This is a genomic window from Deltaproteobacteria bacterium, from assembly GCA_016208165.1.
In the GTDB taxonomy this organism is placed as follows: domain Bacteria; phylum Desulfobacterota; class Desulfarculia; order JACQYL01; family JACQYL01; genus JACQYL01.
Window position 1 is genome coordinate 12,186 of sequence record JACQYL010000092.1, and the last position, 19,280, is coordinate 31,465.

16 protein-coding genes are annotated in these 19,280 nt (G+C 52.0%); 10 read left to right on the top strand and 6 right to left on the bottom strand.

All coding sequences use genetic code 11. From position 1 onward, the window contains the following. Nucleotides 1-1,682 precede the first annotated feature (1,682 nt). Together HY788_17655 and HY788_17660 are read right to left on the bottom strand one after the other, a co-directional pair. Nucleotides 1,683-2,858: a hypothetical protein gene (locus HY788_17655; protein MBI4775970.1), complete on the bottom strand. Its 1,176-nt coding sequence runs from the start codon at nucleotides 2,856-2,858 to the stop codon at nucleotides 1,683-1,685. A gap of 23 nt (nucleotides 2,859-2,881) precedes the next feature. Then, nucleotides 2,882-3,949, bottom strand: a complete 1,068-nt coding sequence (locus HY788_17660; GenBank protein MBI4775971.1) for a hypothetical protein — start codon at nucleotides 3,947-3,949, stop codon at nucleotides 2,882-2,884. Nucleotides 3,950-4,641: 692 nt separating this feature from the next. Here HY788_17660 and HY788_17665 point away from each other — a divergent pair. The 6 genes from HY788_17665 (at nucleotide 4,642) to HY788_17690 (ending at nucleotide 13,470) form a co-directional block, all read left to right on the top strand. After that, nucleotides 4,642-5,157, top strand: a complete 516-nt coding sequence (locus HY788_17665) for a hypothetical protein (GenBank protein MBI4775972.1) — start codon at nucleotides 4,642-4,644, stop codon at nucleotides 5,155-5,157. A gap of 860 nt (nucleotides 5,158-6,017) precedes the next feature. Then, the gene (locus HY788_17670) at nucleotides 6,018-7,760 is read left to right on the top strand and encodes a caspase family protein (protein ID MBI4775973.1); all 1,743 of its coding nucleotides are present in this window, start codon (nucleotides 6,018-6,020) and stop codon (nucleotides 7,758-7,760) included. 8 nt (nucleotides 7,761-7,768) lie between these two features. Then, nucleotides 7,769-8,596, top strand: coding sequence for a DUF4384 domain-containing protein (locus tag HY788_17675; protein MBI4775974.1), 828 nt, complete (start codon nucleotides 7,769-7,771; stop codon nucleotides 8,594-8,596). Beyond that, on the top strand, nucleotides 8,593-9,336 hold the full coding sequence (locus HY788_17680) for a hypothetical protein (GenBank protein ID MBI4775975.1): 744 nt from the start codon (nucleotides 8,593-8,595) through the stop codon (nucleotides 9,334-9,336). The genes HY788_17675 and HY788_17680 overlap by 4 nt, the downstream gene beginning before the upstream one ends. 59 nt (nucleotides 9,337-9,395) lie before the next feature. Further along, a complete protein-coding gene (locus tag HY788_17685) occupies nucleotides 9,396-11,837 on the top strand; it encodes an SUMF1/EgtB/PvdO family nonheme iron enzyme (GenBank protein MBI4775976.1) in 2,442 nt (813 codons plus the stop codon). 223 nt (nucleotides 11,838-12,060) lie between these two features. Further along, nucleotides 12,061-13,470, top strand: a complete 1,410-nt coding sequence (locus HY788_17690) for a choice-of-anchor D domain-containing protein (protein MBI4775977.1) — start codon at nucleotides 12,061-12,063, stop codon at nucleotides 13,468-13,470. A gap of 389 nt (nucleotides 13,471-13,859) precedes the next feature. Here HY788_17690 and HY788_17695 read toward each other — a convergent pair whose 3' ends face one another. Further along, nucleotides 13,860-14,174: a hypothetical protein gene (locus HY788_17695; protein MBI4775978.1), complete on the bottom strand. Its 315-nt coding sequence runs from the start codon at nucleotides 14,172-14,174 to the stop codon at nucleotides 13,860-13,862. Between the two features lie 5 nt (nucleotides 14,175-14,179). Continuing rightward, nucleotides 14,180-14,620 carry a hypothetical protein gene (locus HY788_17700; protein ID MBI4775979.1) on the bottom strand — a complete coding sequence of 147 codons (441 nt, stop codon included), beginning with the start codon at nucleotides 14,618-14,620 and terminating at the stop codon, nucleotides 14,180-14,182. A gap of 72 nt (nucleotides 14,621-14,692) precedes the next feature. On the opposite strand from HY788_17700, the gene HY788_17705 reads away from it, so the two are divergent. Then, complete coding sequence (locus tag HY788_17705) at nucleotides 14,693-14,884, top strand: hypothetical protein (GenBank protein ID MBI4775980.1); 192 nt, start codon at nucleotides 14,693-14,695, stop codon at nucleotides 14,882-14,884. On the opposite strand, the gene HY788_17710 is transcribed toward HY788_17705, so the two are convergent. After that, nucleotides 14,875-15,090, bottom strand: coding sequence for a hypothetical protein (locus HY788_17710; protein ID MBI4775981.1), 216 nt, complete (start codon nucleotides 15,088-15,090; stop codon nucleotides 14,875-14,877). The genes HY788_17705 and HY788_17710 overlap by 10 nt on opposite strands. 66 nt (nucleotides 15,091-15,156) lie before the next feature. On the opposite strand from HY788_17710, the gene HY788_17715 reads away from it, so the two are divergent. From HY788_17715 to HY788_17725, 3 genes are all read left to right on the top strand, one after another. Then, the gene (locus HY788_17715) at nucleotides 15,157-15,546 is read left to right on the top strand and encodes a hypothetical protein (protein MBI4775982.1); all 390 of its coding nucleotides are present in this window, start codon (nucleotides 15,157-15,159) and stop codon (nucleotides 15,544-15,546) included. Nucleotides 15,547-15,725: 179 nt separating this feature from the next. Then, on the top strand, nucleotides 15,726-16,307 hold the full coding sequence (locus tag HY788_17720) for a hypothetical protein (protein ID MBI4775983.1): 582 nt from the start codon (nucleotides 15,726-15,728) through the stop codon (nucleotides 16,305-16,307). Nucleotides 16,308-16,520: 213 nt separating this feature from the next. After that, complete coding sequence (locus HY788_17725) at nucleotides 16,521-18,524, top strand: ATP-binding protein (protein ID MBI4775984.1); 2,004 nt, start codon at nucleotides 16,521-16,523, stop codon at nucleotides 18,522-18,524. Between the two features lie 134 nt (nucleotides 18,525-18,658). On the opposite strand, the gene HY788_17730 is transcribed toward HY788_17725, so the two are convergent. Continuing rightward, the gene (locus tag HY788_17730; GenBank protein MBI4775985.1) at nucleotides 18,659-19,231 is read right to left on the bottom strand and encodes a hypothetical protein; all 573 of its coding nucleotides are present in this window, start codon (nucleotides 19,229-19,231) and stop codon (nucleotides 18,659-18,661) included. Nucleotides 19,232-19,280: the final 49 nt, after the last annotated feature.

The window sequence follows — 19,280 nt, forward strand, 5'->3', positions numbered from 1 at the left end:
TGAAACTACTTTGCGAAGAAACCCATAAGGTGCTGCTTGGCAAGGTGCGCCGACAATAACATCCCCGGCTTGGAGCCTTAGTATTTCTTCATCTGATCCAGAAAACGTGAGTGTTCCGTCAGGAGATATCGACACCAAGTTGTCGGTAGTCGATTGCGTCAACGGTCTAGCAGAGGCGCATATGACCACTTTTTTGTGAGGAGCACTAAATCTCTTTAACATTTGCCACTTATCCGTCGAACCGTTTGCGTAGGTAATCTCCGCTGTTCCTGTCTGGTCTGATGTAAGGTCAAGGGCCAGATGATGGCCCTCGCCAGCTAAATCGGTTCCAGAATAGCTTTGGCCGTTCCAGTCTGGGGCCAGGAATACATACCACTGCTGTAGGTCGGGCGTGAATATAAACACCGCGGACCCGGTGGAATAGGTCTGTAAATACAAATTGATATTTTGATGGACGCTAATCAATGTTCCTTCAGAAGGTTTGAAAATCCCAAGCTCTCTATCCTCTGTTTGGTTACCTTCAAATACTTTACTTATCGTCCAGCTCTTGGAGCTTCCTGTAGGGTATTCTATGTTAGCGGTACCACTATCCATCGAGTCAAAATCGATGGTAAGCGAATGACCCTGATGACCCTGTGCTGACAGGTCTGAAACCTCAGAAATACCGTCACTAAAGTCTTGATCAAGAAAAACCAAAAAATTAGACAAATCTGCCGTTGCTATGATGATAGCTGATCCGGTTACATAAGTTTGGATATAAAAAGTCATCGTTGGCCCGGTGTCTTTCCATATTCCATCGTAGTTTTCTTGGCCGAAACCAACAGATGCAGAGACTAAGATTATGAAAGCAATCAGAAAAAGCTTCAGGCGTCTTGTCATGCTACACCTCCTTATCGAAAAGAACGGCTTTCTGGATGGTGTGATTACAAATCTTTGGGGTCGTGAGCAATGAATGCCCCGCCGTCATGAGGTGCGTTTCTTGGGATATTCAGATGTGTCACACTGCCTGAACAGGCTTGGCATTAAATGTTAGTTGGAATATTAAACTCCATACATTACGTACATAAACCTTCCCGGCTCGAAGTTTTAGACCAACGCTCATTCGACTCGTTAAGGAGCTTGTTCTCTCGGTTTGAAAACAATCTGGGGCGAGTTTCATGGCCATCTTTCTCCCTCCCAGTCATGCGCCAACCGATGAGAAGAAAATCCCTGATTCTTTGAGATTTGAGTAAATATGGCGAAAGAGAATTGTCCAAACCACTCCCTTCGGCTGTGGTAAGCAATCCCCTATTTATAGGCGGGGCCATTATTGGCTGTCAGCCATGAAGCTTTTTCTACTTGTAGGTTCAAATTAACAAAGGCGGGCAGGTTGTCAAGTGTAAAAATAATGGGCTTTTATGAAATAATTTCGTTTATACAGATATAGACTACACATATTGCTTCCTTTCAGTCATAATCCGCGAATCGGACCTGTCTTCGTGGACCATAGGCATTATGAACGTGCTTCTTTCTCTTCCTGATCACCGCCTCATCTCCGGCACCGGCCACATCCCCCAAAACCCACCACGCATCACCTCTTCAGGGTCCGCCAGACAGCTTTTCATTAAAGCCTCAAAAGCAAAAAAGGAGGCAGGGTTTTTTATGCCCTGCCTTCCACCATGCTGCTATCGATTTTAGCTACACTACTTCTTCCCCTTATCGTGAGGCACGATTACGGCCACATCCGCGCTGCTGGAATTTCCCGCTTCATCCGTAGCTGTTATCGTGATGGTATACACCCTACCATCCCCTGTCCCCGAGCGCTCCGCTCGCAGTTGTAGAGTGATCACGCCGGTATCCTGGTCGATCACAGGATCACTCCAGTCCGGAGCCGTATCGCCGTCGCCTAAACCGTCCACGGGCTCGTTGCTTGTGACCACCGCCCCGAGATTGACAGGTAGCCCACTGTTGTCCGATGCGTTGGCTTCGATGACGACGTTGACCATCTTGTGGTTCGGCGGCCAGAGGATTCCCGGAGTCACGGATGGCGCAAGTACTGGGGCATCGGTGTCAATAATCACTACCTCGCATGGAGGATCGGTCACAACTGATTCGTTGAAGATTTCATCTACCTGAAGGGTAATGAAGTGACTGCCGAGCCACAAGCCAGACACCACGCAATCCGGCAATTGCACAGGGGCTCCTCCAAAAGGTGGAGTTACTATTCCGGTGCACAGGGTCTGTGCTCCCTTCTTCAACTCGTAAGAAAGCGTATCTCCGTCGAAATCCGACACGCTGCCTTGCAGGATCACGTCGTCGCCCAAGGGATACGTTCCGGCGCACTGCAGGAAGTTTGCATGGGGAGACGAGTTCGTGATCGTGAAGTCCATATCGTCGCTGGAGACGTCGTAGCCATCCCTCACTTGAAGTGTGAAGGTGTCCACGTCCGTAGGGTAAGCATTTATGGCAATCGGGACGGTACCCAAATTGAGCGGACACTCACCGCTTGCGTTCGAAGACGTCCAATCCATAAGGACCGTGTTGCCTTCCAGCCACCGATATTCGATAACATCACCTCCGTCGAAGTCGGCAGCTGTGCCGGTGATCACTGTGTACTTCACGTTCTCACTTGTTTCGGTACGATCCGGACCCGCATTGGCTGCCGAAGGGGTGTTCAACACCCTTAGAGTCATATCGTCCGTGACCGGCTCTACCACAAACCCGTCTGTGACCTGCAAAACCAGGGTATAGTCCTGTCTGGCCAGAGCGATACCACTGAGGGAGAGTGTGCAGTCTCCGGCCGAGGTCACCGGGGTCCATTCAAGTAGAACAGAGTCCAGTTCCACGCAGTACCACTGATAAAAGAGCGCATCAAGCATGTCGTAGTCGGACGCGAAGCCAGTTATAGGACCGTATCTCCCTCCACCCAGCGGTATTCGAGAAGATCGGTTTCATCCTCATCCATAGCTGTTCCCGCTATAACTGTATACTGGATGTTTGCGCTTAATACCTCTATATCCGGGCCAGCATTGGCAACCGGGGGTTGATTAGTGGGCGTCTTGAATATCCTATATATGTAACCATCAATCGAAACATATAAGTCCCCGTTGGTGTTGAAGTCCATCAATCGTGGTCCGTAATGATCACGGATTATCGGCATGTTCTCTGCGAACGGGTGCACAGTAAAGCCATTATCAACATCCACCCTGAGGATTCTATACACAGGTGGCGACCCCGGAATCCACTGGGCAACGAATAGGTCCTCAGAACCATCAAAAAAACCAACAGTGTCGAAAAGAAGCCCACTGACCCAGGGTATCTGGGCGACGGTTCGCTTTGTTCCAGCTACAGGATCAATCTCGGCCAAATCGGTACCGAAACAGTTTGCAGAGTAAACCGATCCTGAACTGCTCACCGCTATATCAAGAACATTCGAACCGTCCACGTTAGCCAGCTGATAAATTGTCCTCGTGCGTGCCGGTGGGGGTCCGATCTGTAAAACAGAGTCGCGGCTGCCTCCAACACCTATCGTCTCGATAGCGGTGAAGATATTGCCGGCGTCATCCAAGGTTACTTGCCCTGGATAGGGATTACTGCGAAATGTTACCAGAGGATTGACCGAACCGATCATAGTACCGGAAGGATCAAAAATGGCTATCGAATTATTGTTGATGCATCGCCCTATGTAAATGTTACCGCTTGCATCGAAGTCTATACCCATAGGTTGAAATGCAGAAATGAAAACCGACACTCCGCCCTCGGGAGTTACTTTATACACGCTATTGGTCTCATAAACGCTCAAGAATAGATTGTCGCCAGTGTCAATTCTCATTCCATAAGGAACTGTGCCAGGGAGAACAGCGGCGAAAACCTCGTAACTGTATCCGGGTGGTAAACTTACGTCGGCGGATGCAGTTCCAGGAAAAAGGCACAATGATATAACTAAGGCAAAAAGAACATGCCTTCTCATTCCCTTCTCCTTTCTGAATAGATGACGTTACAAATACCCTCGTAATAGGCTGTCGTTGGCCAGGCCGTCTGTTTGAGGAATCACGCGTAGGGGCGAAGTGGTACAGAAACATTTGCGAACAGGAACACGGGCAGGTACAGCAACATGAAGACCTTGCTAGAACTTGAAGGCAGAAAAGCCGAGTCGCCTTTTCAGGCAACCCGGCTCAGTCAGGGCCACTCTAATCGGCCCTTTGAGAGTTTGATCATGCAATCAGAAGACCTGACTGTCGAATATGCAGTAAAGCTTCCCATACATCGCCCTCTCCACCTTTTCACCTAATAAATACATTAGGGCAACATCGGAGGCAAGAAAAATCGCAAAGGGAAACACGTCCACACACAAAAGCCACCTGTCCGTTTAGCCATCCGACATCCGCTCCGGCGGGCTCGCAGACATCCGCCGTCGGCTCAAATAGCCCCTATTTTGTGCCTTCCGCCCTTGCGGGCGCACCCCGACGCCTAACCCTGCCCAAAAAGCCCAGTAAACCCACGATAAGTCACAAATAGGAGCTCTGTGCTTGGATCAGGCGACTGCCCACCCGATCCCGCCTCCGCCCTATGAACATCTCTCTCATGCCACACAAGAAGCCCCACAAGCAGAGAGAGATGCCCCCAAGCATCTCGCCTGCGCTTGAAATAGGAGGTGAAGAGATGAACGGAACAACGCAGAAGTTGTCACCCGTGGCGGCCCAGCTCCTGGAAGGCCTGGAGTTCGAGACGCCTTGCAGGTGGTGCGGGAAGGCCTTCCCAGGCGAAATCCTGACGACGGACGGCTTTTGCTCCGCCGAGTGCGAATTCAACTGGACAGAAGCCAATCCGTCCAGCGAAAAGCTGGACTTCGACCCCTTGGATTCGGAGCCCCGCTCAGACATGGAAGAAGTTCGTAACACGCTGCGCGACGTGTCGGACGAGATGGTGGAAATCAGGAGGCTGGTTCTCCACATGCAATGCGCTGTCGAAACATCGAAGCAGGATAATGGAAACGGCGGCGCAGCGAAGTCCGTCCAGGAAGTGGTTCAGCAGGACCCGGACAGCCTAACCATCGGCACTCCTGGGAACGGCCAGATCAAGGTATTCGGCGACTTCAGGAACAAGGTGACGTTCCAGAAGAAGATCGACGACGCGCTTGACCTTCTGGACAATGCCCACATAAGGAGGCACAGGTGAGGAAGGGGAGGAAACCCCCTTCGGGGTTTTCTTTTTTTTCGTTCGCTCTGCCCAAGGCTTGGCGGAGGCAGAATGGTTTAACGGTTCCCAATTCGAGTACGGGAGAGAAGGGGTCCATGGCGCAGCAAGGAAGAAAGGAAGTGATTGACGATGACATGGAGGAAAAGCGGAAGAAGGTAGGAGAACTCCTGGGAGGGTTTTTAGACGGTATTGGAATAGGTATACGCAGCCGACCGGAGGCGGTTAGGTGATTAGCGGTTATTTTGGCTAACTGTTCCCTGTTTTGGGTATTTTTGGCGCAAATGGAGTTTAATCTTGCGAATGAGTTATTGTAGGTTCTTGTTCTGAATTTATTTTATTTCTTCTATTGGTTCTGGGTTAACGATGAGCCCGCGATAATGGTTCGGCCTAAAACCAGCTCGCAAAAATGGGCTGTTCGCCGGTCTCCAGACAGCGGTCGACGAGGGTCTTTGCGAGCTTGTATTCGGCCATGTAGCCGAGGGGCTGGAAACGCTGAACCTCACCTTGCACTTTGTTCGGCATTACAGCTGCAGGCAGACTTAATACTCGACCATGTGCATTGATTTGTCCAGATCAAGATTCGATCTGAAGGCTTCACCTTCAGAAATAGCTATTAGTGGGAAGATTACATGAGTTGTACTCTGATGAGAGCCAGCGGACATGGCGTGCATGATCTATGGCACTTCAAATGACGTCGTGTGGAGTGACGTCCCCTCTCTTGGGCACCTTGGAGAGGATCTCAGTCTCTCTTGCTATTTTTTCTGAGACTTTGTATACTTTTTTAGAAAGCTTGAATGCCCGCATGATCAGGTACAATTCGGCCCGAGAAGGAGAGGACGGTGGGAACCTTCGTTTTCCGAATGAGGGGGCAAGCGCCGGGGTTCCTGATATGCCTGCTCGTTTACCTCTATATCGTGTCAGTTAGCTTTCCTGCAGCTGCCGCCAGAAGCGGGAAGATCTCTCTACGTCTCGGTGTCTATCCACCCAGCCTCAAGACCCATATCCAAATCACAGAACCCTCGGGGAATCAAATACTCGATGCCGGAGAAAAGGGTACGATTCTCGTCACAATAAAAAACGAGGGTAATGGTGAGGCATTTGGCGTTGAAGTTGGTTTAGAAACCATATCAATTCCGAAAGGGCTCTACTTCCCCTCGACTTTATCTGTTGGAACAATTGCCGCCGGAACTGAAAAAACGGTAACCATACCTATTAGCGCAGATCGAGAAGTCGAGACCGGATCGTGCAAAATCGGCTTACGAGTTCGCGAAAAACTGGGATTCGACGCCGACCCGATTACCCTCAGTTTCACGACCAAGGAGTTTATTCCGCCGAATCTCCAGGTGGCGGATGTAGGCATCCGAGACTTCACTCAAGACGGAAGAATCGAACCCGGCGAGACGGTGGAAGTCGTTGTACGGGTCGCGAACGAGGGAGGAGCTAAGGCCCAATCCGTTCGGGCAGAGGTCGCTATGGGCGAGAACGTGTTCGTCATGCCGGATTCGATGACGATGTTTGGCCTGGGTGATCTGGCTCCCTCCGAGTACAAGGACATCACGTTCTCCTTCGTCACGAACAAGCGTATCCAGGGTGAAACCGTCCCGATAACCGTCAAGATCCAGGCAGATCGTCCCGAAGACGGTCGCGAAATAAAACTGAAACAGCTGGCCCTGTATAGAAGGGAAGGGCCTTCAGAAGAGATTGAGTTGCCCGGAACAGGAGAAGATAAGCCGCCCCGGAGTCCAGGGGTGGCTACGTTCGCCGTTGATGTTGATCTCGAGGTTCCCGAAGGAAAGGTGGAAAACCGATACGGAATCGCCGTCATCATCGGAAACAAAGATTATCGTTCCAGAGACGTCCCACCCGTAGATTACGCAATAAGGGACGGGGAAGTGGTAAAAGAATACGTTGAAAAGACCATGGGATATCGTCCCGGTAACATCATTTACGTTGAAAATGCCACCCAGGCCAACTTTCGAGCCATTTTCGGATCTGAAACGGACCATCGGGGAAAGCTTTTCGACTATGTGCGCCCCGGCGGCCAATCCGACGTATTCGTCTACTATTCGGGGCACGGCGCGCCGGATCCTTCGGGTCCGACGGGCTACTTCGTTCCCGTTGACTGCGATCCTTCTATGGTGCGACTGAACGGCTATAGTCTGCAAATCTTCTCCAAGAATCTGTCCAAAATACCTGCGAAATCCCTCACCGTGGTTCTGGATGCTTGCTTCAGCGGCGGCTATGATAGAGGCAACCTGATCAGGAACGTCTCGCCGGTGTATTTCGATGTGGGAAATCCACTGGCCGTGCTAAAAAACGCGGTGGTATTTACCTCCTCCTCTGGGGATCAAGTCAGCACCTGGTACCCGGAGAAACGTCACGGCTTGTTTACGTATTTCTTTTTGAAAGGCCTGCAATTGCGGGATGCTGTAGACAAAAACCGAGATGGAAAACTAAATGCCGACGAACTGTTCGCCTTCATACAGGAAGAGGTGTCATACATGGCACGCAGACTGGCGTCGCGAGAGCAGCATCCTCAGTTGATAGGTAATCCCGACTCCACCGTCGTGACGCTGGAATGAGCTTCGGTATGGTCTTTCCCGGAAGAAATTGGAGACTGACTGCCTGCCTTTCGGCGTTTCTTTCGTTTTGGCCGTTATTGGCCGTTGCACAAACGTGGGTAACGGTAACCGGACAGGCCGAACTGGGCAACAGGACCATGGCGGAGGCGAAGCAGGCTGCACTCGAAGATGCCAGGCGTCAGGCGGTGGAAGCAGTGGCGGGAGTGCACGTGGGTTCCTTCAGCATGGTCCAGGATTATGTCCTCCGGGCGGACGTAATCAACTCCTCTTCGTATGGCGTGATTGTGGCCGAGGAAGCAGGACAGTGGCAAATAGAAACACTCCAAAATGACCCGCCATTGCTAGTGGTTAAGGTCTTGGTAAAGGCAAAGGTGGCCATTTCCAAGGGCAAGCCGGACCCGGGGTTCATAGTGACAGCGAAGCTCTCGCGAAACCTATACAGTACCGGTGATGAAATGATGGTCGAGGCGCGTGCTACTCTCGATTGCTGGGTCACACTGGCGAATCTCACCGCGGATGGCAATGCCCTGGTTCTTATTCCTTCGGATATTCGCAGAGAATCGCGTGTTGAAAAAAATGAGACGTTCTTGTTCCCTGGTCCATCTGAGCGAGCGGCGGGAATCCGATTACTCGTGAGGCCGCTTCCAGAGCACCGGCGCGACCGGGAGGCAATCGTTCTGGTAGCTACGAAAGAACGAAGGCCGCTTCCTCCCCTTTTGCACGGCGAGTCTGGATACTCGGCGGCACAGTTCGGAAACTGGTTGGTCGGCATCCCGCTTGATGATCGAACAGTTACGATCTTACCCTATGAGGTAGCTGCGAGGGACCAATCATGAACTACCCCTCCTTATGTATGGCCGGATCTCTCCCCAAGGGTCTCATCCACTCTAAGTTCATCTTGTCGTGCTGCATCTTCTGTCTGCTCGCTTTATATGCCACGGGCTGGTGTGCGGATCCGGTTAGAAACCTCAGAGCCGAGCAGCGAGGCAATCAGATTTTCATCTATTACGATCTGGAAGGAGACGCCCCAAAATACGAGATCGTAGCACGCGGATCTTCAGACGGAGGGGAAAACTTCGATCTATCGATGAAGAGCCTCAAAGGGGATTTGGGGGAAGACATTCATCCGGGCCGCAACAAGACAATCGTATGGGACGCCCTTCGTGACGTAAAGCGGTTGATAGGAGACGAGTTCGTGTTCGAAGTCACGGCTTCGGAAATTCAGAAACCAACCGACGTGGCCCGAATCGAGGATAAGCCGCCTCTTGAGCTTACTCCCAAAGAACAGATAGGAAAACTGATCGTGAACACCCACGGAGACGAATCACAGGTGTATGTCATCGATCGCTCGCGGCACTGGTTGGCTCCAATTGCTACCAGTTCCGTGTGGACGTATCTGGGCCTGACCCCCAATGAGAATTTCAATCTGCCGGCGGGGAGATACTGGGTTCGAGTGGTGTTCGATAACAAGCAAGACACAAAACCGATCTCCATCAAAGCCGGAGAGACATCCACACTTAATGTAACGTTCGAGATGATTACTCCTGGTGGAGCTGGTGGAGGAGGCGGACGTTAGCAGGTTAAGGCTCAGGGAAAAGGCATGACAGCGCTGCAAGCAAGCGGCGAGGAACGACCATGAAACCGAAGAACTGGTTATATATCGGAATGAGTGTAGTGCTCTTTCTTTGGTTTGGAGGCAAGGTCTATTCAGCGACCGAATGCACTGGAGATATTGAGTTCTGTTCACAGGTCAGCTCGACCGAAAGCAGAGAGAGCCCACCTATTAACTGCGTCCAAAAATTCCCGGACAACGCTATTCCTGTCGATGCTAAATACGGATACGTGCTGGTCAACTTAAAGAACGTGGCACAAGGGGACACGGCAATTGCAGAATGTGTAGGACCAGGTGGCCATAAGTGGGAGAAGCCATTCGAACAATGGGGAAGCAATAGAGCAGCCTGGTACGAGGTGGTTCAACTCCCCTTGAACGAACTGTTGGAGGCGCCCGGCACATGGACGTTCACCTATTACGTGAAATCCCCAAACAATCCGATGCGAAGGGAACTCTGCTCGACAACGTTCATTGTTGCTCCGTCGTTGCTGGAAATAGACGGGATATGGAAAGACACCGCCGAGACCATAAGCTTCTATGTGCAGACCTACACCGCCGGTTCTGCCGTGGTTATCGCCACCAAAGACCTCAACACTTTCTACACGTTCCTGGATCCGTATATCAGAGACGGCATCGATATAAATGACCTCGCAAACCATGGCCATCATCTTTCGGCTACGTTTAACGATAGTTCCCATGGAACGGCTGATCTGACCCTTTCGGGATCACCTCCCCAATCCTACACATTGAAGAAAGTGAACGGACTTCTTCTAACCCCTTCCTACAATGGTATCTGGAAAAGTCCCTCCTGCAGCGGTGCAACCATGAGCTATTACGTCCAGACCTATGACACTGGTTCCGCCATCGTAGTCGGAACATCCGACCTGGCGTCCTATTATGTCTTTCTGGATCCGGATTTCAGCGACGGTATGAATGCAAACGAGCTCAGTGGAAAATCGTTTTGCTTATCGATGAGCTTTGGCTCTGCTGGATTGGAGGATACCCTGGAGCGATGCGTGCAGGCTCCCCTAAGCGGATCGCATCAGTCTGCGGTCGCCTCCTTGACTCTGCTAAATGAGAAGTGCACTCCACAAATCGACGTCTCTCCTCTGACACTCGATTTTGGGACAGTAACGATAGGCGAATCTTTGGACAAGACGTTTTCAATCGAGAATACAGGGTCCGGGACTTTGACGGTCTCCAGTTTCGTTGGTTTACCGGACAAAGGGTTCAGCTTCGTCAATCCTCCCGTACCGCCATTTACCGTGTCTCCGGGCGCATCACAGAGCATCACAATACGGTTTACGCCGGATTCGAGTGGCACTAAAACGACTCTCCTCTGGGTGATCAGCAACAGCCCGGAGTACTCAAGCGTTTCGGTGCAAATAAGCGGTAACAGCGACAACCCCAATATCGAAGTGAACCCCGCGAGTCTGGACTTCGGTGTGGTTGAAATATGGTCCCATTCGGATAATACCTTTACAATCTGGAACGAAGGGACAGATACTTTGACGGTCTCCAGTTTCGTTGGCTTGCCGGACAAAGGGTTCAGCTTTGTCACCCCTCCGACCACGCCGTTCTCAGTCTCACCGGGTGAGTCACAGCCCATCACAGTTCGGTTTTCGCCGGATTCGGCCAGCGTTAAGACAACGCACGTTTGGGTGCACAGCAACGCTCCTGGTGAAGATAGTGTGACGGTAAGCCTCAGCGGGACGGGCTGCACAAGTTGTGTAGACTTCTATAACTCTTTGGGGATGACTTTCAAATACATCCCTCCGGGCACGTTTACCATGGGGAGTCCAACTATCGAACTTGGCGAACGGGGCGGTGAGTATCAGCATCAGGTAAAGTTGACCAAGGGTTTTTACATGCAGACGACGGAGGTAACGCAGGCACAGTGGAAGGCGGTGATGGGGAGCAACCCGTCCTATTTTGATGCGTGCGGAGACGGCTGCCCCGTGGAAGATGTCTCGTGGGAGGAAGTTCAGACTTTTATCAGCTACCTGAACACCATCGAAGAAGATACGTACCGCCTGCCCACCGAGGCAGAGTGGGAGTATGCGTGTAGGTCCGGGACGAGCACCGCATTCGCGAATGGTGAAATTACTCAGACAGAATATCGTTGCAGCTATGATCAAAATCTACATGCCGTGGGATGGTACTGCTACAACTCCCAAGACACGCCCCACCCCGTAGCGCGGAAAACCCCCAATTTTTGGGGTTTATACGACATGCATGGGAATGTCAGCGAGTATGTACAGGACTGGTTTGAGTACGATTATTACTTCTTCTCGCCGGTGACGGATCCCACGGGGCCTATATCCGGCACCCACAAGATCCAACGAGGTGGTTCCTGGATGGACGACTCGCAGGGATGCCGTTCGGCGCAACGCTTTGCTTACACGATAACGCTTGAAGAGGGCTTTGTTAACATCGGCTTTCGTATTGTGAAGGAGTACCCCTGACCCGTTTTAACCTCTCGAGCTTCGACATGAACGTCGGCCTATAAGATATGTGAGCCGCGACTATTTTAAATGTGAGCCGTAGTGTTTGCCTTGTGAGCTAATGACCTCTGGTGGATGCTTTTTTGCTCCAGATGGACCTGTTGGAGGACGCGGACGCTGACGGTCCGGCTAAGTTGGAGAGAGAGGGAATGACAGTGCCAAGTAGGATCGTTGAGGGACTGCAATGAAACTGAGAAGCCCGTTATATATCGGATTGATTTTAGTGCTCTGTACCTGGACAGTCGGCAAGGTCTGTTTTTCCACCGAATGTACGGGAGAAATCGAGTTCTGCTCACAGGTCAGCTCGACCGAAAGCAGAGAGAGCCCACCTATTAACTGCGTTGAAAAATTCCCGGACAACGCTATTCCTGCCGACGCTCAAAATGGGTACGTGCTACTGAAGGTATCCAATACCGCCCTGAACGATGTGGCGATTGCGGTATTTACGGATCCGCAAGGTAAGAAGCTGGAGTATCCATTCGAGTACTGGGGGAAAAATTACACGAATTGGTACGAGGTGGTCCCGCTCCCGATGAACAAGCTGTTGGAAGCGCCCGGCACCTGGGTTTTCACCTATTACGTGGAAAATCCTTATAGCCAGAATAGGGACGAACTTTGTTCGACCACGTTTAGTGTTGGATTTGAACCGAATATTGAGGTGTTGCCCCGGAGTTTGGACTTTGGCACCGTCGGTGTTGGGTCCCACTTGGACAAAACCTTTACGATCCGGAACACAGGGTCCGGGACCCTGACGGTTTCCAGTTTCGTTGGACTACCGGCGTACGGTTTCAGTTTTGTGAACCCTTCCATCCCACCGTTCACAATAGCCGACGGCGCTTCGCAGATCGTCACCGTGCGTTTTTCGCCCGACTCACAGGGGAACAAGAGCACGAATGTTTGGGTGCACAGCAACGGCGACAAGGGGAATCCTTCCAGCATACCAGTCTTGTTGACGGGATACTCGCCCTCACCTATCTACCCGACCGCGAATGTCAATGGTATATGGAAAGGCCATTTGAACGCGTCCTCCGATCTGATGAACTTCTATGTTCAGTTGTACGACACCGCTGACAACTCGGTGCTGGTAATCGTCTCTCCGGACGGTAAGAGTTTTCACGCTTTTTTGGACACAATTCCGGACTCGCCCGTCAGATTGGACGCTGACGATCTTGGTGGCAAGGGAAGCCACATTTCGGCCACATTCACGAGCGAGTCCACCGGTACGGCTGTACTTCGCCTCGAAGGACAAACCGAGCGGAACTACGATCTTAATCGCTGGCTTGCTTCTTCCCCATTAGCTCAGAACGGTATCTGGAGAAATACGTCGCCCGGTGCTGCCGTCAATTTTTACGTGCAATCTTACGACACCGAGGACGATTCGGCGATTGTGATCTATTCTCCCGACGGGTGGGAGTTCGCCGCCTTTCTGGCCACTGACTTCGAAGCGTTCGTGGTGGACATAGACGATCTGGGAGGCCAGGGATATCATCTGACCATGAATTTCGTGGACGAAGATAACGCTACAGCCTCGCTGACCTTTCCAAGCACCCCTGGTTCGAACTATATTCTCGTTCGCGCCTTCCGGCAAAGGTGAAAAGGGAAATCAGGGGCCGGCTGGTCTGCAGGGTCTCCCTGGCGCAGATGGGGCCCCAGGACCCTAAAGGAGACAAGGGAGATACCGGCGACACCGGTCCACAAGGGCCTCCCGGTATCGTCGATCTTTATCGAGTACAGAAAGAGCAAACCGTGCCCGCCGGCAGTGGACTCACCGAATGCAACGCCCTCCGCAACTCCGGGGACAAAGTGATAGGAGGTGGTTATAGTAACATTTTTAATGGGCTTACAATCGTTGTCGATGCACCCACATCCCAGCTGTCCGGATGGCGCGTATCGGTAATCCAATAAACATTAAAGAACTTTTCGTCCAAACATCTCGGTGGGGCCTTAAGGCCCCGCCCCAGGTTCTTTTTTGAAACGCTACAGCTAAAACCAGCTCGCAAAAATGGGCTGTTCTCCGGTCTCCAGGTACCGGTCTACGATGGCCTTTGCCATTTTGTATTCTGCCATGTAACCGGTGTGGTGGTGCCGGTTTCTGATTGAGTTTTTCAGGGCACGCCTGGCATCCTTTCCGTAACAGGAATAGATCCACTCGCACCAGTTCTCCTCTCCGTTCATGCCGTCAAAACCGATCCGGGCGGCTCTGGTTGGGGTCGCATACCCGAGGCTTTCTGCAACGATATGACCCGTTATCCGGGCATATTTCTTCACGAATTCAGAGGCACTCTTCGGCCTTGCCATGTCTCCTATTTTCCGTCATCCTTTAAATATCTATCTCTTGCCCTGTATCCTTCCTTCCTTTCGTAGATTGAGTTGTTTTCCCGGTAGAGATTATTGATCGGCCTTCTGTAGACGTCCTCCCCGGAATAGAAAGAAAGGCCGTTTCGGACATACCCGCTTTTGGGCTCTCCGTAAGCTCTTGGCCTTCTTGAGTCGACGTATTCAGCGAAACGGTCCCGGTCATAGGCCGGCGGCAAACGGTTTTTGTATCCGATTTTGTCTATCATGCGGTATACCGGGCTTGATTTGTAGGGTTTTGAAACAGGCTGTGGGGCCTGGCTCTCATAGAAATCATAGCTGCGAGAATGGGCGTGCTCTTTTCTTGGCCTAGTCTCGCGTCCAATGGCCTTCCAGATCCACGTAACAAGCAGCTGGAATAACCCTTTCAGAAAGTCCCAGAATCCCATTTTGATTTTTCTGCAACTCCGGCTTAAATATAAACTGCGGTTCGTTGTCTGAAGAAGTAGGAGGGTTAATCGATGGGCCTTATCAGACGCATTTTAGGTTATGGAACCCTTGGTGCTGCAAAGGTTGCAGCAGAAAGGGCTCTCCGGTCTGACGAATATATTGAAAGTTCGCTGTCTGCTGCGGAGGCAGGGCTGTTGCTGGAAGCTGCGGCAGAGTTTCTTTCGGATGAACCCTATACGGACGACGAAGCGGACTATCCCTGAGCTGAAGGGAATTTCTCGTCGTAGCGCTTCATGAGCTTTACGATGTCCCTGAAATGATCCCTTCTGAAATAGCCTGAGAACCTTTCGTCTCCGCCCTTGCCTTCATAGTACGTCTGTATCTTGAGGGAATGGCCGCCCTGTTTCGAATCCCAGCCCACGAGCTCAACATCGCCCTGCCGGTCCACATAGTCTGGAAGTTTTCCCATAAAACCACCTGTTCACATTTTGGACAGATGCTTTAAATATTTAAATCACTCCGCCAATCCATCTTTATGGTAGTGATGATCTACGGCTCCTTCGAGGAGATGGTGGAAGCGGAGAGAAGCGCCCAGGAGCAAGCCGCTTCCTATATCCAGCCCTGGCAAAGGAAAATACGGCCGGGAGCAAAGCTCATGAAGTACTACCCGGATCTTCCCATTGTGTGCGAGGTTCTCGATATCGAGCAGGAAGCAAAGAAGATGCTGAACGATGGCTTTGATGAGGATGAAGTGGCGTCCTGGCTGGATTCATACCACGAGCCGCACATGGAAAACTACCGCCTTACCAGGTGCTACAGCCCTGTTGTGCCGAGTGGCGGAACCGGCGATTCGCATCTTTCGGAGTTCATGGGCTATCTGGATAACCAGATTTTCTTCGAGTTCATCAGAAAAATGCAAATTTAGGTTGCGCTTTAAATTGAATCCCCGTGCGATCTGAGGGGCACCAGCATTACCTCTCTGTCCAGTCTTGGATGACACTTTTCATTTCTGGAGCCATCCCTCTTTTTCGGCAGATCCTTTCCACCCAAAGCTATATTTCCCGGCGTCATAGTTTCCTCAAATGAATTCTTGGAGGTGGAATCATGCAGGACCAGTTGGAAAACCCGTATGAGCGGTTTTCCCATTACCTGGATTTTGGATCCCGGCCGGAGCAAGTTGCGCGGGAAATCTCGGTCATGGATCTAATCGAGGAGGACGCAGTCCCAGAGCTTGGAGAAGAGTGGCAAATCGAATACCAGGAGATTCGGAGTATTCGGACGCTTCGGGCCGACTTTTTGGGAAAAGACCAGGGCGAAGACCGGGACAACACCCTTCAGATACTGAAAGACGATGCAGACCTGCTCCGGACATTCGTCTCGTTTCTGAAGGAGCACTGGCAAGAACGAAGGGTTGAAGAGAAGGAAATGATGGAAAAAATGGACACGGACATCAGCGTTCTCACTTCACAGCTCGAAGAACTGTCCCGATTTGCTCCTGGGTACAAGCCGAGCATCGATTTTCTCAGGCAGGGTTTCCAGCGGGAGATCCAGACGCTTGAAGAGCGAAAAAGGCAGCGCAAAACGCAGCTGTTCAAGGACGAACAGAATCTCGTAATTAAGGCGCTCGAAGCGATGCGGGAACTCTCCCCGAAAGCACGGTTGGAAAAGATGCTTGAGATGGCGTGAAAAAGGTTGCGGCTCTCGCGGTTATCTCACCCCCTCCTCCCCCTCCCTTTTCTTTGGGTGGAGGGTCGCCGCCGCGCCCGGTAGGCTCATGAACATCCGGTATGCGGGACAGGCCAGCACTGCGGAGGGATGTCAGGACAGGCCCGGCTCCATCGAAAGGTATATCTGGCAGTTCCCCAACTGTAGGCTATGAGCGAGGAAATAAAGGACCTCATGACAAAGCTCGGGCCAAGGATCGGAAAACAGAAGGCGCATGACCTGTGGATCGCCTACAAAGCGACTAAGGACCAAAGCATTGAGCGCTACATCCACATGCTGGCGCGAAAGAAACTGAGCCCCGACTATTTCGAGGACAATGAGATCCTTCTGGACGTGCCCCAACCCGAACAGACCGAGGGAGACTATTGTCTGGGCCGGGTCTACCACGGCCAGATACCCCAGGAACAGACCTTTGGTTTGAGGCGCGCGGAGATCATCCGGCACACTTCCATTTTCGGCTCCACCGGAAGCGGGAAAACCAATACCGGTCTTCTTCTTGTCCTGAATCTGCTGCGGGACAACGTGCCGTTCATGATTTTTGACTGGAAACGAAACTATAGGGACCTGCTGGACAGGGAGAATCCCCGACTGCGGCAGTTTACCGCCGGAAAAGAGATCCTGGTTTTCACGGTGGGAAAGGATCTGTCGCCCTTTTATTTTAATCCCATGATCCCGCCGCCCGGCGTCAGCCAAAACATCTGGAACCGAAAGCTCATGGAGATCATGGGCGACGCCTATTTTCTGGGTTTCGGGGTGTTCGACATCCTGGAGCAATATATGGACGGCGCTGCATGCTTCCGTGATGTCCACAACGTGGTCATCACGCAGACCGCGAGAGGCAGGAGGGCGGACTGGTGGGATTCTACCATGCGGGCGCTCCGGAGGGTCTCCACCGGTGATATTTCAAGAATGTACAACGTCCGGAGACCGCCGATGCCGATCCCCGACCTTCTGAAAAGGAACGTCATCTTCGAAATGGAGGCCCTGCCGGAAAAGGACAAGCCGTTTTTTGTGGAATCACTGCTTTTGTGGATTCACCACTACCGGCTGAATGAGTCGGGGCCTCGGGAAAAGCTGAAGCACATGATTTTGATTGAGGAAGCCCACCACATGATGTCCCGGAAGAAGGAAAAACTTTCCGGCGAAGAGCCAATCACGGATATCCTGATACGTGAAATTCGTGAGTTCGGAGAGGGCGTCGTGGTCATCGATCAGGAGCCGTCGAAGATTTCTACCCCTGCCCTGAACAATACGTACACCACCATAGGCATGAGCATGAAGTACGAGGACAACATCAACGCCCTCGGCGCTGCGATGGCTTTGGATTATAAGAAGCGCAAGTACTTCAACAACCTGGACACGGGCTTTGGGATCGTCAAGCTCCAAGGCCGGGGCCTTTATTCCCCTTTCCTGGTCAGGTTCCCGGAAGTAAAGATCCGCAAAGGGGCGGTCACCAATGAAATGCTCCGGGAATGGATGCCCCGGTTTGATGCTCAACAGGTCGAGATCGAGGCTGGGCCGCAAAAGCAGGAGCGGCCGTCAAAGAAAGAGGACGGTGAAGGTCATGAGGGTGGGATAAATAAAGAACTCTCTCCGGAGGAGCAGGAGTTTCTCGCTGATGTGATTCTTCATGCGAATGACCCGGTGTACGACCGGTACAGCCGCCTTGGATGGAGTCCCCACTCCGGTGGACGGATAAAGGGGCTTCTTATCCAGAAAGGTTTGATAAACGAGAAGATGGAACGGACCGGTGAAGGCTGGTTCAAGAGGGTTGGACTGATCGGAGAGACGAAAAGAAAAGGCGGACCTGTTCATGAGCTTGTGGTCAATGCGATCCGACAGGGCCTGAAGCGGGATGGATGGCGGTTTGAGATAGATTTTTCGTTGGGCGGCGGCCAGGAAGTGGACCTAGTGGCTTTCAAGGGCAATCAAAAAGCCGCCTTCGAGATCGAAAGCATGGAGTGCGGGAAGGCCAAGGTCCAGGCGCTCCTGAATGTCCGGAAATGCCTTGATGCCGGTTTTGATCCGGTAATCAGCGTGGGAATAACCGAAAAGGCGGTTAAAAGGCTAAATGATGCGCTTGTAAAGACCGGTTTGGACAGCGATCCGAGGGTAAAAGTGAGGAGTTTTGGAGAATTCTGGAAGGAACTGAAGAATAACAGGGCCGAGGGCCACTGATTCTTGGCGACGTCATGCGGCCGGCAGGGCAGAAAAATTGGGGCATTTGGGGCTGGTTTTCGTGGGGAAGCGCTTTTTCAAAAACGACAAGCAGCGAGGACGCGAAACATTTCCGGAAATTCAATTTGACCCCGTCACACCTTTTCAAGGCTCACTTTGACAGGCTTTCCTTCCCTTGTCAGAGGGATCCCGTCGCGGATCATTTCTGAAACCAGAGCGGTGACGCGGTTGTATGTGATCACGGGAGTCAACTGATTCCGGAGGTCTTCGTAGGTGATCGCACCCTTGTTTTCGAGAACTCCGAGAACCTCCCGGGCGCGCCGCTTCTTACCGGTTTTATCCTGGTCAAGGTTCGTTGCCCAGGCCTCGGAAACGGACAAGTTCTCGGGGGCCAGTCTGTGCGGTGAATTGGGTAATGTGAGCGCCTGTTGATGGCGTTCTTTGTCGGTTAACGGGTGTTCTGAAAGATGACTTGGCCCATTCTTTTGAAGCAACATCTCGAGAACTGTGTGGTTCCTCTCGGTCAGATGGCCGAGGTTCTCGAGGACTCCGAGAAGTCGATAGACCATCTCGGTGTTCAGCAGATAGGAGTCCTCCGGGCTCTCTCGTATGGCCTCAACTCTTCTCGAGAAGTCCGAGAGGGTCTGGCGGAACAGGTCGAAACTGCCCATATGCTGAGTGCTGGGAACGGCCTGTTGAAAGGGCACGTTCGGTGAAACAGTCTTCGCGCGGCCGGCACCGGCCGCATGCTTGGGC